This is a genomic window from Nonomuraea sp. NPDC049152, assembly GCF_040648355.1.
In the GTDB taxonomy this organism is placed as follows: domain Bacteria; phylum Actinomycetota; class Actinomycetes; order Streptosporangiales; family Streptosporangiaceae; genus Nonomuraea.
On the sequence record NZ_JBEZDO010000004.1, the window covers coordinates 380,151 to 395,887 of the forward strand.

The 15,737-nt window shown below is 71.2% G+C and carries 16 protein-coding genes and 2 pseudogenes; 5 read left to right on the plus strand and 13 right to left on the minus strand.

The annotated features are described in order from the left end of the window. Window positions 1-3: 3 nt before the first annotated feature. Window positions 4-450, plus strand: a complete 447-nt coding sequence (locus AB0B45_RS10710) for a MerR family transcriptional regulator (protein ID WP_358128221.1) — start codon at window positions 4-6, stop codon at window positions 448-450. On the opposite strand, the pseudogene AB0B45_RS10715 reads toward AB0B45_RS10710, so the two are convergent. From AB0B45_RS10715 to AB0B45_RS10745, 7 genes and pseudogenes are all read right to left on the minus strand, one after another. Next, a pseudogene (locus tag AB0B45_RS10715) lies at window positions 428-1,086 on the minus strand (response regulator transcription factor). The gene AB0B45_RS10710 and the pseudogene AB0B45_RS10715 sit on opposite strands and share 23 nt — an antisense overlap. Next, window positions 1,083-2,153 carry a histidine kinase gene (locus AB0B45_RS10720; protein WP_358128223.1) on the minus strand — a complete coding sequence of 357 codons (1,071 nt, stop codon included), beginning with the start codon at window positions 2,151-2,153 and terminating at the stop codon, window positions 1,083-1,085. The pseudogene AB0B45_RS10715 and the gene AB0B45_RS10720 overlap by 4 nt, the downstream one beginning before the upstream one ends. A gap of 7 nt (window positions 2,154-2,160) precedes the next feature. Continuing rightward, complete coding sequence (locus tag AB0B45_RS10725) at window positions 2,161-3,612, minus strand: alpha/beta fold hydrolase (protein WP_358128225.1); 1,452 nt, start codon at window positions 3,610-3,612, stop codon at window positions 2,161-2,163. A gap of 51 nt (window positions 3,613-3,663) precedes the next feature. Beyond that, on the minus strand, window positions 3,664-4,482 hold the full coding sequence (locus AB0B45_RS10730; protein WP_358128227.1) for an N-acetylmuramoyl-L-alanine amidase: 819 nt from the start codon (window positions 4,480-4,482) through the stop codon (window positions 3,664-3,666). Window positions 4,483-4,554: 72 nt separating this feature from the next. After that, a complete protein-coding gene (locus AB0B45_RS10735) occupies window positions 4,555-5,418 on the minus strand; it encodes an SDR family oxidoreductase (protein ID WP_358128229.1) in 864 nt (287 codons plus the stop codon). Window positions 5,419-5,497: 79 nt separating this feature from the next. Next, the gene (locus tag AB0B45_RS10740; RefSeq protein ID WP_358128231.1) at window positions 5,498-6,736 is read right to left on the minus strand and encodes a right-handed parallel beta-helix repeat-containing protein; all 1,239 of its coding nucleotides are present in this window, start codon (window positions 6,734-6,736) and stop codon (window positions 5,498-5,500) included. A 175-nt stretch (window positions 6,737-6,911) separates the two neighbouring features. Beyond that, window positions 6,912-7,706 carry a maleylpyruvate isomerase family mycothiol-dependent enzyme gene (locus tag AB0B45_RS10745; protein WP_358128233.1) on the minus strand — a complete coding sequence of 265 codons (795 nt, stop codon included), beginning with the start codon at window positions 7,704-7,706 and terminating at the stop codon, window positions 6,912-6,914. Window positions 7,707-7,892: 186 nt separating this feature from the next. Between AB0B45_RS10745 and AB0B45_RS10750 the strand changes: the two are divergent. Beyond that, window positions 7,893-8,057: pseudogene (locus AB0B45_RS10750) on the plus strand (transposase); the annotation flags it as partial. After that, window positions 8,050-9,234 carry a transposase gene (locus AB0B45_RS10755; RefSeq protein ID WP_358128235.1) on the plus strand — a complete coding sequence of 395 codons (1,185 nt, stop codon included), beginning with the start codon at window positions 8,050-8,052 and terminating at the stop codon, window positions 9,232-9,234. The pseudogene AB0B45_RS10750 and the gene AB0B45_RS10755, both read left to right, overlap by 8 nt. 126 nt (window positions 9,235-9,360) lie before the next feature. Here AB0B45_RS10755 and AB0B45_RS10760 read toward each other — a convergent pair whose 3' ends face one another. Together AB0B45_RS10760 and AB0B45_RS10765 are read right to left on the minus strand one after the other, a co-directional pair. Then, complete coding sequence (locus AB0B45_RS10760) at window positions 9,361-10,059, minus strand: carbonic anhydrase (protein ID WP_358128237.1); 699 nt, start codon at window positions 10,057-10,059, stop codon at window positions 9,361-9,363. A 67-nt stretch (window positions 10,060-10,126) separates the two neighbouring features. Then, entirely contained in the window at window positions 10,127-11,008 is an 882-nt protein-coding gene (locus AB0B45_RS10765) for a helix-turn-helix domain-containing protein (RefSeq protein WP_358128239.1), read from the minus strand. A gap of 81 nt (window positions 11,009-11,089) precedes the next feature. Here AB0B45_RS10765 and AB0B45_RS10770 point away from each other — a divergent pair, with 81 nt between their 5' ends. Next, window positions 11,090-11,890 (plus strand): phytanoyl-CoA dioxygenase family protein, encoded by an 801-nt coding sequence (locus AB0B45_RS10770; RefSeq protein ID WP_358128241.1) that lies wholly within the window; start codon window positions 11,090-11,092, stop codon window positions 11,888-11,890. Between the two features lie 12 nt (window positions 11,891-11,902). On the opposite strand, the gene AB0B45_RS10775 is transcribed toward AB0B45_RS10770, so the two are convergent. Both AB0B45_RS10775 and AB0B45_RS10780 read right to left on the minus strand, forming a co-directional pair. Further along, entirely contained in the window at window positions 11,903-12,268 is a 366-nt protein-coding gene (locus AB0B45_RS10775; protein ID WP_358128243.1) for a hypothetical protein, read from the minus strand. Window positions 12,269-12,303: 35 nt separating this feature from the next. Beyond that, window positions 12,304-13,338: a nitronate monooxygenase gene (locus tag AB0B45_RS10780; RefSeq protein WP_358128245.1), complete on the minus strand. Its 1,035-nt coding sequence runs from the start codon at window positions 13,336-13,338 to the stop codon at window positions 12,304-12,306. 192 nt (window positions 13,339-13,530) lie between these two features. Here AB0B45_RS10780 and AB0B45_RS10785 point away from each other — a divergent pair, with 192 nt between their 5' ends. Beyond that, the gene (locus AB0B45_RS10785) at window positions 13,531-13,689 is read left to right on the plus strand and encodes a hypothetical protein (protein WP_358128247.1); all 159 of its coding nucleotides are present in this window, start codon (window positions 13,531-13,533) and stop codon (window positions 13,687-13,689) included. 55 nt (window positions 13,690-13,744) lie between these two features. Here the strand turns inward: AB0B45_RS10785 and AB0B45_RS10790 are convergent, their stop codons facing one another. Together AB0B45_RS10790 and AB0B45_RS10795 are read right to left on the minus strand one after the other, a co-directional pair. Then, a complete protein-coding gene (locus tag AB0B45_RS10790) occupies window positions 13,745-14,509 on the minus strand; it encodes an SDR family NAD(P)-dependent oxidoreductase (protein ID WP_358128249.1) in 765 nt (254 codons plus the stop codon). Between the two features lie 16 nt (window positions 14,510-14,525). After that, window positions 14,526-15,608 carry an alanine racemase gene (locus tag AB0B45_RS10795; protein ID WP_358128251.1) on the minus strand — a complete coding sequence of 361 codons (1,083 nt, stop codon included), beginning with the start codon at window positions 15,606-15,608 and terminating at the stop codon, window positions 14,526-14,528. Between the last annotated feature and the right edge of the window lie 129 nt (window positions 15,609-15,737).

Below are 15,737 nucleotides of genomic sequence, written 5' to 3' on the forward strand. Positions count from 1 at the left end.
AACATGAAGTCAAGTGGTTCGATGCGCATCGGCGAGCTGGCCGAGAGGTTCGATCTGGCTCCGCACGTGCTGCGCCACTGGGAGGCCATGGGCCTGCTGACCCCCGCCACCAGGGTGAACGGCAGGCGCCTCTACACCCGCGACCACATCGTCCGGGTCTTGACGATCATCCGGGCGAAGGCGGCAGGCATGAGCCTGGAGCAGGTGGGGGAGATCCTCAACGTCACGGGCGGCGCCGAACGCAGGCAGATCCTCGAGCGGCACCACGCGGAGCTGGAGCAACGGCTGCGGGAGATCGCCGCGTCCAAGGCGCTGATCGAGCACATCATGCAGTGCACGGCCGAGGACTTCACCCGCTGCCCCGGCTACCTGCGCGTCGCAGAGAGCACGGCGGGCCTGAAGCAGCCGGGCGGGAACACGTGCGTGGTCAGGGCGGATCCGCCCAGGTGACCAGCCCGTGCCGGTGGGCGTAGACGGCCGCCTGCACGCGGGTGCGCAGCCCGAGCTTGGCCAGGATCCGCTCGACGTGGACCTTGACCGTGCCGGGCGCGATGACCAGGGCCGCGGCGATCTCGGCGTTGCTGTCGCCCGCGGCCAACCGGCGCAGCACGTCGGTCTCACGCGGCGTCAACGCGGCCAGTTCCCTGCCCGCGGGCCGCGGCGAGGTGGCCGCGAAGCGGTGCAGCAGGCGCGGCGTCACCTGAGGGTCGACCAGTCCCTGCCCCTCGTGGGCGACCCTGACCGCGTCGAGGATCAGGCCGGGATCGCTCTCCTTCAGCAGGAACCCGACCGCGCCCGCCTGCAGCGCGCCGAACAGGTACTCGTCCAGGTCGAACGTCGTCAGCGCCACCACGGCAGGCGCGGGGTCGAGGGCGAGCAGGTCGCGGATCGCGCCCAAGCCGTCCATGCGGGGCATGCGGATGTCGGTGAGCACCACGTCGGCCCGTGCCGCCTGGCCATCTCCACCACCTCGAACCCGTCGCGGGCCGCCGCCACCACCTCCATGCCGGGCTCGGACGACAGCAGCAGCCGCAGCCCCTCCCTGGCGGGCGCCTGGTCATCGGCGACGATCACCCGGATGTTCACCCGATCCTCCTCCCGTCGCGGTCCAGAGGGAAGCCGGCGGTGACCCTCCAGCCGTGCGGCTCGCGTGGGCCCGCGGTCAGCGTGCCGCCCAGCTGCGCGGCCCGCTCCCGCATCCCCCGCAACCCGCTGCCCTCCCGTACGGCGGAGGCCGAGGCCGTCCGCCCCTCGTCCTCGACGACGACGCACACGCCGCCGGCGCTCCTGGCGATCCGCACGACGGCCTTCGACCCGCCCGAATGCCGTATGACGTTGGTCAGCGACTCCTGCACGATCCGGTACACGCCGTGCCGCAGCGGCAACGGCGCCTGGTCGATCACGGAGCCGCCCTCCAGCCGGACGCGCAGTCCCTGCCCCGACAGCCGGGCCGCCAGCGCGCCGAGGTCGGTGCCGTGCTCGGTGCCGTCGTCGCGCAGCAGGCCGAGCAGGCGCCTGGTCTCGCCCAGCGCGGTCGCCGAGATCTCCGCGATCGACTCCAGCGCGTGGCCGGCGTCGGCGGGGGCGGCCCTGCGCGCCCCCACGGCCTGCAGCCTGATCGCGCTGAGGTGGTGGCCCACCACGTCGTGGACGTCGCGGGCGATCCTGGCCCGCTCCTCTGCCCGCTCCACCCGCGCCTGCTGCCACGCCCTGTCGTGGTTCAGCCGCAGGGCATGGCCGAGCGCGACCGGCGCGAGCCCCGCGGCCACCGATATGATCGACTGGGACAGGTGCGGCGGGAACCCGTCCAGCATGAAGTCGAACACGACCAGCCAGCAGGTCACCCGGTCGCGGTGGTAGGCGGCCGAGCCGAACGCCGCGAGCGTGACCCACACCCCGACCTGCGGCTGGCGCAGCGCGGTCGCGAGCAGCACCACCCCGGCTGAGGCGAGCGCCGCCGTCATCGGAAACCTGCGGCGCAGGGTCAGCGGCGCGCACACCCCGAAGACCAGCGCGAGCCACAGGAGCGTGACCCGATCCAGGTCGGCCACGGTGGAGTCCAGCAGCGGAACACCCGCTATCACCAGCGCCGTCAGCGCCGCCACCACGGCATCCTGGACGAGCACGGGCAGGGCCCGCCAGGCAGCGATCATGACCTCGTCACCCCCGAGGGATCCTAGCCATGAGGTCGCCGGGGCAGCGCGCCTGGCGAGGTGGCAGGGTCCCCTCGGTCAGGTAGTCGTGGACGTGTCGGCGCAGGCAGGTGTCGCCGAGAGCCCGCACGCCCTGCATGAGGTAGGCGGCGTGGCCGTCGCCGTGCCTGATCACACGAGCGTTGGGCAGTTGCACGGCCATGTGCTCGGCTGCGAGGTTGGGCGTGTTGTCGTCGTGGTCGCCGATGGCGATCAGCACGGGCGGCACGCCCTCGGCCCGCAGCGGGTGCGGCGGGTAGGCGGGATCCTTGCCCATGCCGAGGCAGCGGGCGATCTGGAAGCGGCCCTGCACCCAGCCGATCCGCGGCGCGGCGGCCCGCAGGCGCGACTCGATGGCCAGGAAGGCGCGGTAGGCGGGCACGCGCGGCATGAAGTCGTGACACAGCAGCGCTCCCATGGGGTACCCGGGGGACCTCGGAGGAGGCTCGGGCAGGAGCGCCGCCAGCTTCGAGGCGTCGCCGTCGGCTGCCTCGCGGAGCGCGGCCGCGAGCTTCGGCCAGATCGGTGGCGCGAGGGAACCCTGCACCGCGACGAGGAACTCCCTCTCGTTCACGGTCCGCTTGCCGGCGGGCAGGGGAGCGCGGCGGGCGCGCGCCAGCAGGTCGTCGAACACCTCGATCGCGTCATCGTCGCCGAGCGCGCACCCTGCCTCGCACCAGTCGCGGAAGCGGCGCAGCTGCCGCTCCTCAGTGAGCGCGTTGTGCGTCAGCCATCGTTCCAGCGATGGCTGGGTGTGGTCGGCGACACCGTCGAGCACCATCCTGCCGACCTTGGCGGGGAACAGCTCCATGTAGGCCTGGCCGAACACGGTGCCGTAGGAGTTGCCGAGGTAGCGCAGCCTGTCCTCGCCGAGCGCGGCCCGCAGCGCCTCGATGTCGTGGGCGACCTGCCAGGAGGTCAGGCCGGTGTAGGCGGCGCCCATGGCCTCGCGGCACGAGGCGTCGGCGGCGGCCCTCGCGCGGGCGTGCGCGCGCCAGCTCTTCTCGTCCTGCCGCAGGACCAGCCCGGTCAAGCCGGGGCCCGCGATCGGACATTCCACGGAGGTGGGACTGTCCTTGTCGCCCAAGCCCCTGGGGTCGATCAGGATCACGTCGAACCAGGTGGTCAGCTCCGACACCACCGCGGGCATGGTGCGTACGGGCTGGATGGTCGAACCGGCGCCGGTGTTGACCACGAGCGAGCCGAGCCTGCGTGAGGGGTCGCGGGCGGGCAGCCTGGCGAGGTCCACCTTGGTCGTCGGCCCGTCGGGCCGGTTCCAGTCGATCGGCACGGTCAGCTTGGCGCAGTCCATGCCGTCGCCGCACTCCTTCCACGTCAAGGCCTGGGGGGAAGAAGGGGGCGCGGCCGCCATCGTCGAGGCCACGGCGAGGGCGGCGAGTGTCCTGGTGATGATTCCCATGGGACGAACCTGGCGTGGGCCGGGCCGCCGGCGCATCTGCCGTACGGCATATCACTGCCCGTCGAGGTATTTCCTCAGCCCGTCGGCCAGGGAGACGGCGATGCGCTGGCGGAAGGCAGGATCCGACAGCTTGGCCGCGTCGCCGCGGTTGCCCATGTTGCCGCACTCGACGAAGACGGCGGGGCGGGTCGACAGGTTGAGCCCGCCGAGGTCGGTGCGGGTGTCGAGGCCTTGCCTGCCGACATAGGTGGCGAACGGCAGGCCCGTGCCCCGCGTGTAGGCGTCGCGGACGGCGAGCCCCAGCCGCCTGGACGGGTCGATGATCGCGTTGGTGTGCCCCGGCACCAGGCCAGGAAGGATCACGTGGAAGCCGTGGCCGTTCGCGGTGGCCCCGTCGGCGTGGATCGACACCACCGCGTCCGCCTCGGCCTTGTTCCCGATGGCCGCGCGCACGTTGATGCACGGTCCAACGCCCGAGTCGTTCGGCCTGGTCAGCACCACCTCGACGCCCATCTTCCGCAGGATCGGAGTGAGCCTGCGCGCCACGTCCCAGGTGAAGGCGTGCTCGGTGTAGCCGGCGGCGGTCTGGGTCCCCGTCGTGTTGCACGGCTTGCGCCCCGTGATGATGTCGACCGGCCGGTTGATCACCTCAGGATGGGCGGCGTTACCCCCGTTGTGTCCCGGGTCGATCGTCACCACCTTGCCCGCCAGCATCGGCCGTGGCGAGGGCGACAGCGGCGGGGTCGCCGTGGTCGGCTGCCGTCGGACGGTGGTCGGCTGCTGCTGGGCGGACGAGGACGCGCCGCCACACGCGGTGGCGAGCGCCACCAGCGCGGCGAGCACCACCGAGGCCGCTCTTCGGGCGCGCATGACTCGTACCGTACCGGCTTGACCTGCGCGTTCTGGTCTGGCGTGCTTCTCGATTGTGTAGATCCCGGGTGGTCACCCCGGCAGCGTCTCGCCGCCGATCGGTGCCAGGATCTCGCCGCTGTAGTAGGAGGAGAGCCGCTCGGCGGCGAAGAACACGTAGGAGGGCGCGATCTCGTCGGGGTCGGCCGCCCGCTTCATCGGCGCCTGCTTGCCGAAGTTCTCCACGCGCTCCTCCGGCATCGTCGCGGGGATCAGCGGCGTCCAGACCGGGCCTGGCGCGACCGCGTTGACCCTGATGCGCCGCTCCATGAGGTTCTGGGCCATCGACTGGGTGAAGGCGTTGACCGCGCCCTTGGTCGCGGCGTAGTCGATGAGCGTCTTGTTCCCGCGCAGGCCGTTGACGGAGGAGGTGTTGACGATCGCGCTGCCCTCGCCCAGGTGCGGCAGCGCCGCCTTGGTGACGCGGAAGTAGCTGTGGATGTTGACCGCGAACGTGTGCTCCCACTGCTCGTCGGTGAGTTCCTCCAGCGACTCGACCGGCGCCTGGTAGGCCACGTTGTTCACGACCACGTCCAGCCCGCCGAACTCGGCCACCGCCTGCTCGACCACCGCGACGCAGTGGTCGGCGTCGGCGAGGTCGCCGGGCAGCAGCACGCACCGCCGGCCTGCCGCCTCCACCAGCTTCCTGGTGTGGTTGGCGTCCTCGTGCTCGCTGAGGTAGGCGATCGCGACGTCGGCCCCCTCCTTGGCGAACGCGACGGCGACGGCCCGCCCGATGCCCGAGTCCCCTCCGGTGATCAGGGTCCGCTTGTCGCGCAACAGGCCGCGGCCCTCGTAGTCGCGCATCTCGTCGCGCGGCTCGGGCGACATTCGCTCACTGTGTCCCGGGTACGGCTGGCTCTGCGCGGGCGGTGTGGCGTTGGATTCTTCTGGCATGTCCTGCGCTTGCCCGGCTCAGGGCGGCTCTAACGGCGGGGCGGCACGGTGCCCGCGGCGGGCACCGTGCCGCCGGGGGTCAGTAACCCCTGGTGAGCCTCGCGCCGGGTCCGACCTTGCGCGGGATCCCGATGTCGTCGATGAGGTTGCCCGAGGAGGCGACGGACATCGACTCGCCCTCACCTTCGCCCTTGGTGAACAGCATGCCCGTCTCGCGCCGGGTGCCGTGGCCGAGGATGGTGTTGCCGGTGACGGCGGCGTGCCCCTTGCCGTAGTTGACGCCGTCGAGCGCCAGGTAGACGAAGTTGACGTCAGGCGGGAGGGGGCCGGTGACGGTGTGCTTGCGCTCCGGCGGCGCCATGCCCTGCTTCCACGCCTTCGTCAGCTCCGCCAGCCCGCTCGCCAGCCCGTTCGGCGGCGGCAGGAACTTGTGGATCCTGTTGGCGCTGATGGTGGTGTTGGCCTCGCCCTGCAGGTCGCAGCGGATGCCGTAGTAGGTCTCGTTCGCCTTGTGCTCGGCGCCGAAGTCCTCGATGTAGTTGTTGTGGATCGAGGTGCCGAAACAGCGGTGGGCGTCGATCGCGTGCTTGGGCGTCGCGTACAGGTGCAGGTCGCTGAAGGTCCAGCCGGCCGCGTTGTCGGTCTGGATGGCGTTCGCGCCGCTGAAGCCGATCCACGAGCGGGTGAGCGTCCAGTCGGTGACGGAGTTGCCCGGGTCGACGACCCTGAGGCCCGACTCCGCGGCGCCGGCGATGTAGACGTCGCTGATGATGCTGTTGACCATCGTGTTGCGCAGCATCACGCCGTCCTTGGACGGATTGCTGATGCGGATGCCGTCGGACGGCGCGCCGTACACGTCGATGTCGATGATCCGGGCGTTCCACGAACGCAGCATCAGGCCCACGGTGCCGGTGTTGGTGTCGCGGTTGCCGTCGATCGTGAGCTTCTCCACGCGCAGCGTCTCGTCGCTGAACTCGACGTTCTTGACCCACCCCTCGGAGGCGAGCAGGGCGGGCAGGTTGGCGCCGTCGGCCTGCTTGATCACCGTGGCGGCCTTGGCGTCGCCTCGGTAGGTGCGCTTGCCCGGCAGGCTGATCGTCGCGTTGATCAGGCACTGTCCCTTGATGACGACCTCGTCGCCCTCCTTGGAGGAGTCGATCGCGGCCTGCAGCGTCTTGGCGTCGTCGAGAGTGTTGGCGCAGGTGGCGTCGACCCTGGCGGCGGACGCGGCGCCCACCGGCATGAGGATCGTGACGCCGGTGGCGGTCAAGGCCAGCGCGGCGGCGCCCACGGCCAGCCGGCTTCTTAAATGCAGCACGAATTGTCCCCCTTATGGCTCAGCGAAGTGATCCGGGGGCATGACACGGCCATGCGTGACGACCTTGTTCCCGCATGCCCCCGCAGCGAGCATCCTGGCATGATCCGCCAGGCTTAGTGATCTTTTTGGGGGAAACCGCGGGCTGCTGCGCCGGGCGCGATCAGGCGAATTCCGGTCACACGGCGGGGACCAGGGTGAAGTAGCGGTCGAGGGCCTCCCGCTCACCCCTCACCTCGAGCCGCTCGGGCGGGATCCGCTTCCAGAGGAACAACATCAGGTCCGAAGCGGTGCCGGTCAGCTCGACGTCGCCGGGTTCGCCGCCTTCGGCGAGCCGGACGTCGTCGCCGTGGAAGCCCGCCGTCCAGTCGCCCATGCCGTCGCTCTGGCGGAACCTGAACCGCTCGCCCGATCCGGGCGGGGCCTGTTTCACGGCTCGCCGGTAGGGCGCCATCACGGTGATGCTCTGGACGACGGCGTCGGCGGCGAGGTCGGCGTCGATCGGCTGGGCGGTGCCGACCGCGCCCTCGGCGTCCCAGCGGTGGACGGCCGCCTCGATGGTCTGCATCCGCAGCCAGAACCCCGTGGTCCGGTCGGGCGACCACGTCCACACCCGCTCGTCGTGGCCGGTCTTCCTGAACGCCGACTCCAGGGCGAAGGCGCCGCTCCCGAACCACTCGATCAGGCTCGGCGGCACCGGTCCCCGTGTCGGCTCCTGCCCTGGGCCCTGCCAGCCGCGCAGGTCCTCGGGGAGGTCGAGGAGCTCGGGGTCCAGCGCCTGCGGCGGCTCCTGGAGCCGTTCGGTGATGATGTGGGCCACGAACCGGTGCACCCAGCCCAGGTGTCCGATCAGATCGGACATCGACCACTCGGGGCACGAAGGCACGATGGGCGCCGTCTCGGCCTCGGCCGCCTTGCGGGCCGCGGTTTCGAAGGCGAGGATCTCGCGACGGAAGTGCGGAAGATGGTCCATCAGATCCTCCCGAGGGGACCGTCATACGGGGGAATCGGGAGCGGGAGGGCCGTCAAGGCTCGAGCGTGCTCTGACCTGCCAGGTCCGCGCATCAGAATCTCCGTTCTCTGAGTTGTTAGATACATGACGGTGTTAAATGATCGCGTGACTCGTCAGGTGCGCACCTCCCCCGGCGCGGCCTACGACACCTCCCACCACCTGCGCGCCGAGTTCGCGCACCTGCGCTCCCAACTGCCCACGCTGTGGTCACGGTCCTCCTTCGTGGCCACGGTCGGCGCGGTGTCGGCCGAGACGGTGCAGAGCTACATCGAGACGCAGCACGAGCGACCCAGAGCAGGTCGCCGTGCGTAGGTCGTTCAAGTTTCCGCTGCGTCCCACCGTCAAGCAGACGGTCGCGCTGGCCGCGTGTCTGGAAGAGCACCGGCAGCTCTACAACGCGGCCTTGGAGCACCGCCGCACCGCATACGCCAGGGCGGGCGTCACGATCCGGTATGGCGAGCAGTCCGGCGAGTTGAAGCACATCCGCGCCGACGACCCCGACGGGCAGGCGCGCTGGTCGTTCTCCTCCCAGCAGGCCACCCTGCGCCGCCTGGACAAGGCGTACGCGGCGTTCTTCAAGCGGGTCCGCGAGGGCCGCACGCCGGGCTTCCCTCGTTTCAAGGGGCGCGGGTGGTTCGACACGGTGGAGTGGCCCAAAGACGGCGACGGCTGCCGCTGGGACTCCCAGCCCGAGCGCCCCACCACCACCTACGTACGGTTGCAGGGCATCGGACACGTACGCGTGCACCAGCACCGCCCGGTCCGGGGCACCGTGAAAACGATCAGCGTGAAGCGGGAGGGCTCCCGCTGGTACGTAATCTTGTCGTGCGAGGGCGTGCCCGCGCAGCCGCTCCCGGCGACCGGCGTGGTGGCCGGGATCGACATGGGTGTGGCGTCGCTGGTCACCACCAGCGACGGCGAGCATCTGGCCAACCCGCGCTCCATGTCCGCCTCCGCCGGACGGCTGGCCGCCGCCCAGCAGGCCCTGGCCCGCAAGAAACGCGGCTCCGAACGACGCCGCAAGGCCGTGGCGCAGATGGCCGCCCTGCACGCGAAGGTGCGACGGCAGCGATGGGACGGCGCGCACAAGGCCGCCCTGACACTGGTGCGCGACTACGACGTGATCGTCCACGAAGACCTGCCGATCACCAACATGACCCGCTCCGCTGCCGGCACCCTCGAACAGCCCGGCCGGATGGTCGCCGCCAAGTCCGGCCTCAACCGGAGCATTCTCGACGCGGGTTGGGGGGTGTTCCTTACGGTCCTCGCGCACAAGGCTGAAAGCGCCGGTCGAGAGCTGATCGCAGTGAACCCCGCCAACACCTCCCGCACATGTGCGCGTTGCGGGCACTGCGCGAGGGAGAACCGCCCCACCCAGGCCGAGTTCGCCTGTACGGCGTGCGGGCATACCGCGCACGCCGACGTGAACGCGGCCACGAACATTCTCAGGGCAGGGCTTGCCCTTCGCCAGGCTGTGGAAGCGGCTTAGCGAGAAGCCGCTCCCTTCAGGGAGCGGAGGAGTCACGGCCTCACTGTGTCATCTCGCGAGACCTCCAATCAGGAGGAGGGCGCGGCTCGCGCGCGGCCCCGCCGCGAGCCGCAGGGGTGGGTACGGCTAGACGAGGCGGGTGACCTGGCCGGTGTCGAGGGAGTAGTAGGCGCCAATGATCTTGAGCCGTTTCCGGGTGACGCGGGGGGCCAGGAGCTTGTCGGCCTTGAGCTTCGCGACCGTGTCGAGGGTGTTGATCCTGATCATCTTGTCCACGTCCCCGTGGGCGCGGTCGTAGGCGGGGCGCAGCGCCTCGACAATGCGCCGCAGCTCGCCGGGCAGCGTGATGCCCTCGTGTAAGGCGTGCGCGGCGGCCGTCACCGCGCCGCAGCGCTGGTGGCCCATGACGACGATCAGGGGAGTGGCCAGTTCCACGGGCCCGTACTCGATGGCGCCGGTCACCAGCGGATCGATCGTCTGGGCGGCGCTGCGGACGGTGAACACATCGCCGATCCCCGCGTCGAAGACGAGCTCAGGGGGGACGCGGGAGTCGATGCAGGAGACGACCACCGCGTAGGGATTCTGCTTCTCGGCGACCTCGGTGCGCCTGGCGAGATCCTGGTGCGGGTGGATCGCGGCGTCGGCGACCCAGCGCCTGTTGCCCTCCCGCAGGGTGGCCCAGGCCTCGTCGGGGGTGACGGGGCGGGTGGCCGACCCGGACGGCCTGGCGGCGCCATACGCGGATCCCGCGCCCGCCAGGAGGCCGCCGGCCACCAGACCGGCGGTGTGGAGGAGCATGCGACGATTAACGATCTTGGACTTCATGGCTGCGATTATGCCGATTTATTGACTTATTTCATGGTGAATTCCGACACAGGCGGCAAGTGGGGAGTTACGGCATCGGAGCCTGTGGATCAACGCGCAGGCGGGAGCGGTACTGGCGGGGCGAGAGCCCGTAGTGCCTGCGGAAGGTCCTGCTGAAGTGGAACGGGCTGGCGAAGCCCGCGGCGGTGGCGACCTGGCCGACGTCCATGTCGGTCACCTCCAGCAGGCGGGCGGCGTGCCGTACGCGCGCCTCCCTGACGGCCTGCATGGGCGCCCTGCCGGTCTGCTGCGCGAACAGGTGGGCGAACCGCGACGGCGACAGCGCCACCGACCCGGCCAGCGATGCCACGGTGTGCGGGGCGTCGGGCTCGGCTGCGATGAGCGCCTCGACCTGCCGGATCCGCGGGTCGCGGCCCTTGTCGGGACCCGCCGCCGAGGCGGTCGCCAGCAGGAGCGCCTCCTCGACGGCGTTGAGGACGAGCTCGCGCGCCTGCGGCGCCGCGGCCACGGCGGGCCGAAACGGCTGCCGCGTGACCGCGGGCGGCGCGCCGTGGCCCGGCCGGCGGGCGTCGGCGTTCGCCCGGCGGAAGGCGCCGTCGAGCCGCTCGTGCACCGCCTCGGACACCCCTCGGACCAGGTGGCAGCGCGAGCCCCGCGCGTACGGGCTCAGCCAGGTCAGCCAGGACGGCCGCGGCTGGAAGTGCACCCACCAGAACGCCCAGTGGCTCGCCTCGGCGGCGACCCGGTAGTGGTGGCCTGTCATGGAGCCCAGCACGATCAGGTCTCCCTGGCCGACCGTGAAAGCCGCCTCGCCCTGCTCGACGTGTCCCGCTCCCGCCTGTGTCCACATCAGCAGCCAGCTCGGCGCGCCCGCCCCGCGGCGCACGGCGTAGCCGGGCGGCTGGTCGAAGTGCCCGACGATCACCAGGTCGGCGGCAGGAACGGACATGTCCTCAGCCGTCGCAGGCATACCTTCCACCGGTTCGGTCTCCTAGCTTGGGAAACAGCCGAATGAGGGAGAGAACCTATCGTGCAGACCTTCGAGGAGCCCCAGGTCAAGGCCTTCCACGAGGCGGGCTTCGCCGTGGTGCGGGGCCTGCTCACCGCCGACGAGGCCGCCGAACTGCGGGAGGAGTTCATGGCTCTGCACGCGGCAGGGCCGATCCCGGGACACTTCACCCCCGGACCGCAGGATCCGGGAGGTCCTTACGACATCCTGCGCGACTACCCCCGTGTCATGCATCCCCACCAGGTCAACGATCTGGCCCTGCGCTACCTGCTCGACTCCAGGCTCGCGGCGATCGTCGGCCGGATCCTCGGCGAGGAGCCGGTGGCAGCCCAGAGCATGTTCTACTTCAAGCCGCCGGGCGCTCGCGGCCAGGCCTTGCACCAGGACAACTTCTACCTGCGGGTCGAGCCGGGCACGTGCGTGGCCGCGTGGATCGCGCTCGACACCATCGACAGGGCCAACGGCGGCCTCGAGGTGGTGCCGGGCACCCACCTGATGGACCTGTTCTGCCCCGAGGAGGCCGATCCCGGCCTCTCCTTCACCAGGGAGTACGTCCCGCCCCCACCCGGGCTGGCGCGGGTGCCTGTCGACATGGAGCCGGGCGACGTGCTGTTCTTCAACGGCAACCTCGTCCACGGCTCCGAGCCCAACTCGACGGCCGACCGCTTCCGCCGTAGCTTCATCTGCCACTACGTCGGCGCCTCCACCGAGCGGATCTCCTCCTACTACCCGACGCTCACCATCGGGGGCGAGCGGGTCTTCTTCGCGGAGGCGGTGGGCGGCGGCCCGTGCGGCACCGAAGGGCCCGCAGGACCGCACTGATCAGGCGCGGGGTCAGCCCAGCCGGGACACCTGGTAGTGGCTGATGAGCCAGGCGTCGCCGATCCGGCGCACGATCACGCTGAGATTCACCGTCAGCGTCGGCCGGTCGGTGAAGGAGAAGTCGACGCTGAGGTAGCCGAGGACCAGATCGTCGGCGAGGCGCCGGGTCTCCAGGATGTCGTACTCGGCGGTCAGGCCGACCTGCTGCGCGTCGTAGTACGCGGCCACGCCCTCCGGACCGACGCTGTACGGGCGCAGGCCCTGGAAGATCGCGTCGTCGGTGAAGTTCGACGCGACGCGCTTCGGGTCGTGGGCGTCGACGCCGGACTTCCACTGATCGAGAACGGTTCGGAGGATCTCAACCTCGGTGCCTGTCATGGTGGTCTCCGTTGCTGGACGTGTGGACGGGTGGGTCAGAGCCGAGCGGCCAGCCGGGTCATGATCGTGGCCGCGGGCTCGTCGGTGGCGTGCCTGAATCCCGTACCGGCCCACAGATGGACGCGTTCCGGGTCGCCGGCCGCCGCGGCGGCTCTGCGCATGCCGCTGGTCAGGTGGTGCAGGGCCGGGTAGCCGTAGGGGGCGAGCTCGCTGTACCGGGCGGTGAACTCGTTTCGCAGCGCCCGCGCGGGCCGTCCGGTGAACGCGTGCGTCAGCACCGTGCCCGTCCTGGCCGGGTCGGCGAGCGCGGCCTTGTGGGTGGCCGAGCCGCCGGCCTCGTCGCTGCGCAGCAGGACGGTGCCGATGGCGACGGCGTCAGCCCCGGCCCGGATCGTGGCGGCGACGTCGTCCGCGGTCGCCAGGCCGCCGGCGGCGATCACCGGCAGGTCGACCGCGCGCAGGACCGCGGCGACGAGGTCGGTGATCGGGATGTCGGCGAGCGGCCGCGTCGGGGTGAGGGTGCCGGAGTGGCCTCCGGCCGCCGCGGCCTGTACCGCCAGCGCGTCGACACCGGCGTCGGCCGCGGCCTTGGCCTCGTCGACGGTGGTGACCGTCTGCACGAGCAGCGCCCCGGTGGCTCGCAGCACGGCGAGGTCGCCACGGCTCGGAATGCCGAAGGTGAAGCTCACGACGGGCACGGGGTGGGCGCGCAGGACGTCGAGTTTGTCGTGCCAATGGTCGTCGTCCTCGACCGGCGTGGCGGTGTCGAGCGCGATGCCGTAGCGGGCGGCCTCGGCGGCGACGAGGCCGGCGTAGCGGCGGAACGCCGCGAGGTCGACCGGCACCGGGTTGGGGACGAAGAGATTGACGCCGAACGGCACGGACACCCCGGCGACCGCGACGATCTCGTCGGTGAGAGCCTGCGGTGTCTTGTATCCGGCGGCCAGGAATCCGAGGCCGCCGGCGCGGGCCGCCGCGCTGACGAGCGCCGGGGTGCCTGGGCCGCCTGCCATCGGCGCGGCGATCACTGGAAGGTCGAGTCCGAGGGCACTGGCGAGTGCGGTGGGCATCCGCTCTCAACTCCCGACGTGGGTGGTGGGCCGGCTGGACAGGGGTCCGTCCGTGGCCGGCTTCATGGCCACCGCGCCGACGAGGGCTTCATGGGTCTCTGGGGGGCATCGGGGAAGCGCCGGTGATGACCGCGACTTTCTGTGTGCTCATGCCTCAATAGTGCCCACGACCAGCGGATATCCGCCACGACGGTGGCGTCCGCGACCCTCATCGCCTCCGGCGAGGCGCTCACCCACGGCGTCGGCTCGCTCGGCCTCGACGCCGACACGGCCTGGATCCCGGCGGGCGACCCCAACCGCGTCACCGGGACGGCAGGCCAGGGTCACTCGGGTGCGGTGACAACGGCGTGACCGTGTCGTGCCGCCAGGCGCGCAACGGCACGACGACGCTCCCGTCGGCCGGAGATCACATGATCGCCAGCTGCCCGCCGTCGATGACCAGCTCGGTGCCGTGGATGAAGGCCGCGTCGTCGGAGGCCAGGAAGGCGTATCCCGCCGCGACCTCCTCCGCGAGCCCCGCGCGGCCGAGCGGGATGTGGTCGCGCTCGTATGACGAGACGAAGTCGTCGGCGAGCTCGGCCGAGATCGCCGAGTTGAGCGGCGTCGCGATGTAGCCGGGGCACAGCGCGTTCACCCGGATGCCGTGCTTGCCGAGCTCGACGGCCATGGTCCTGGTGAGCAGCAGCACGCCGCCCTTGGAGGCGTTGTAGTGGGCGTAGTCCGCCTCGCCGCCCAGGCCGTTGGTGGAGGACATGTTCAGGATGACGCCGCCCTCGCCGCGCTCCACCAGGTGGCGGGCCACGGCCTGGGCGACGAGGAACATGCCGCGCAGGTTCACCGCGATGATCTGGTCCCAGTGGCCGGGGGTGATCTCCAGGAACGGCTCGCGCCATGCCGTACCGGCGTTGTTGATCAGGACGTCGACGCCGCCCATCGCGGCGATCGCGCCCTCCACCAGCCGGGCCACGTCGGCCTCCGCGCGGACGTCGCCCGACAGGCCGCTCACCTCGCCCAGCGAGGACAGCTCGGACACGGTCGCCTCGACCTCGGCCTCGTCGAGCCCGCCGAGCACGACCCTGGCGCCTTCCTCGAGGAACCTGCGGGCCGTGGCGGCGCCGATGCCGCTGCTGCCGCCGCTGATCAACACTCGCTTGCCGGCGAGTCCGCGCATGGGTGTGTCCCCGCTTTCAACGCACCGCGCCGCGGGCCGCGACGCGTAGCTCGGTGATGACCTGTCCCTCTTCGACGCCGTGGACGACGTCGAAGAGGTTGACGACGGAGCAGGCGTGGCTCGGGATGAGCAGCGCCCGCGTCCCCACGGGCAGCTCGCCGTGGTGACCCGGCTCCAGATGGGCGACCGCGTGCTCCTCGTTCAGGAACTCCATGTGCGCGTACGGCACGCCCGCGACCCTGATCCAGTCGGGCGAGCCGCTGCCGTCGGAGGTGAGGCACTTGGTCCCCGCGTCGAACACCACGCGCTCGGGCGTGGGCCGGGCGATGACGGTGGCCAGCACGCGGGCGGCCGTGGTCGCCTCGCTCGCCACGCCCAGGCGCATCATCGAGGCGTCGTTGAAGATGTAGGTGCCCGGCCTGATCTCGGTCACGCCCGCCACCCCCGCGACGTGCCTGGCGGTGGGCGTGGAGCCGACGCTGATCTCGCGCAGCTCGATGCCGTCGCGGGCGCACAGCTCGGCGGTGGCCACCAGGTCCGCGCCCTCGCGGCGGGAGGTTTCGGCCAGTTCCTCGGCGGTGCGGGAGTGGTAGGCGTGGCCGGCCAGCGTGAGCAGCCCCACGACCTCGACGCCGGGGATCGCGGCGATCTCGGCGACCAGGTCGGCCGTGGGCCGGCCCGGCGGGCGGCCCAGGCGGTGCTGGCCGGTGTCGACCTCCACCAGCACCTCCACGGGCGGCCCGCCCAGACGGCCGAGCCCCGCGGCGACCTCGGGGGAGTCGAGGCTGACCCGCACCCTGGCGCGCTCGCGCAGCGCGGCCAGGCGGCGCAGCTTCGGCTCGCCCCAGATGGGAAAGGCCAGCAGGATGTCGTCGATCCCCGCGTCGGCCATGATCTCGGCCTCGCCCAGCTTGGCGCAGGTGATGCCGCTCGCCCCCGCCTCGAGCTGCATCCTGGCCAGCTCGGGCATCTTGTGGGTCTTGATGTGCGGCCGGAGCCTGACGCCGTTGCGCGCCGCCACCTTGGCCATCTCCGTCACGTTGGTTCTGACCACGTCGAGGTCGATGACGAGCGCGGGAGTGTCGATCTCGGGGTACATCGATGGACCGCCCCTCTCGAAGTTCCCACGAAAGTAGCACCAATTCCGCATAGCGTACCAGCATTCCGTTATACGGAATCCAGTGGTGGCTGCGGAAGCCTCTTGACAGCCGCACCACATGCTGGTGTT

Excerpts from the sequence above, each read along its gene's own strand:
- AB0B45_RS10710 (WP_358128221.1), top strand. The coding sequence starts at position 4 with ATGAAGTCAAGTGGTTCGATGCGCATCGGCGAGCTGGCCGAGAGGTTC.
- AB0B45_RS10720 (WP_358128223.1), bottom strand. The coding sequence starts at position 2,153 with ATGATCGCTGCCTGGCGGGCCCTGCCCGTGCTCGTCCAGGATGCCGTG.
- AB0B45_RS10725 (WP_358128225.1), bottom strand. The coding sequence starts at position 3,612 with ATGGGAATCATCACCAGGACACTCGCCGCCCTCGCCGTGGCCTCGACG.
- AB0B45_RS10730 (WP_358128227.1), bottom strand. The coding sequence starts at position 4,482 with ATGCGCGCCCGAAGAGCGGCCTCGGTGGTGCTCGCCGCGCTGGTGGCG.
- AB0B45_RS10735 (WP_358128229.1), bottom strand. The coding sequence starts at position 5,418 with ATGCCAGAAGAATCCAACGCCACACCGCCCGCGCAGAGCCAGCCGTAC.
- AB0B45_RS10745 (WP_358128233.1), bottom strand. The coding sequence starts at position 7,706 with ATGGACCATCTTCCGCACTTCCGTCGCGAGATCCTCGCCTTCGAAACC.
- AB0B45_RS10760 (WP_358128237.1), bottom strand. The coding sequence starts at position 10,059 with ATGAAGTCCAAGATCGTTAATCGTCGCATGCTCCTCCACACCGCCGGT.
- AB0B45_RS10765 (WP_358128239.1), bottom strand. The coding sequence starts at position 11,008 with ATGTCCGTTCCTGCCGCCGACCTGGTGATCGTCGGGCACTTCGACCAG.
- AB0B45_RS10775 (WP_358128243.1), bottom strand. The coding sequence starts at position 12,268 with ATGACAGGCACCGAGGTTGAGATCCTCCGAACCGTTCTCGATCAGTGG.
- AB0B45_RS10780 (WP_358128245.1), bottom strand. The coding sequence starts at position 13,338 with ATGCCCACCGCACTCGCCAGTGCCCTCGGACTCGACCTTCCAGTGATC.
- AB0B45_RS10790 (WP_358128249.1), bottom strand. The coding sequence starts at position 14,509 with ATGCGCGGACTCGCCGGCAAGCGAGTGTTGATCAGCGGCGGCAGCAGC.
- AB0B45_RS10795 (WP_358128251.1), bottom strand. The coding sequence starts at position 15,608 with ATGTACCCCGAGATCGACACTCCCGCGCTCGTCATCGACCTCGACGTG.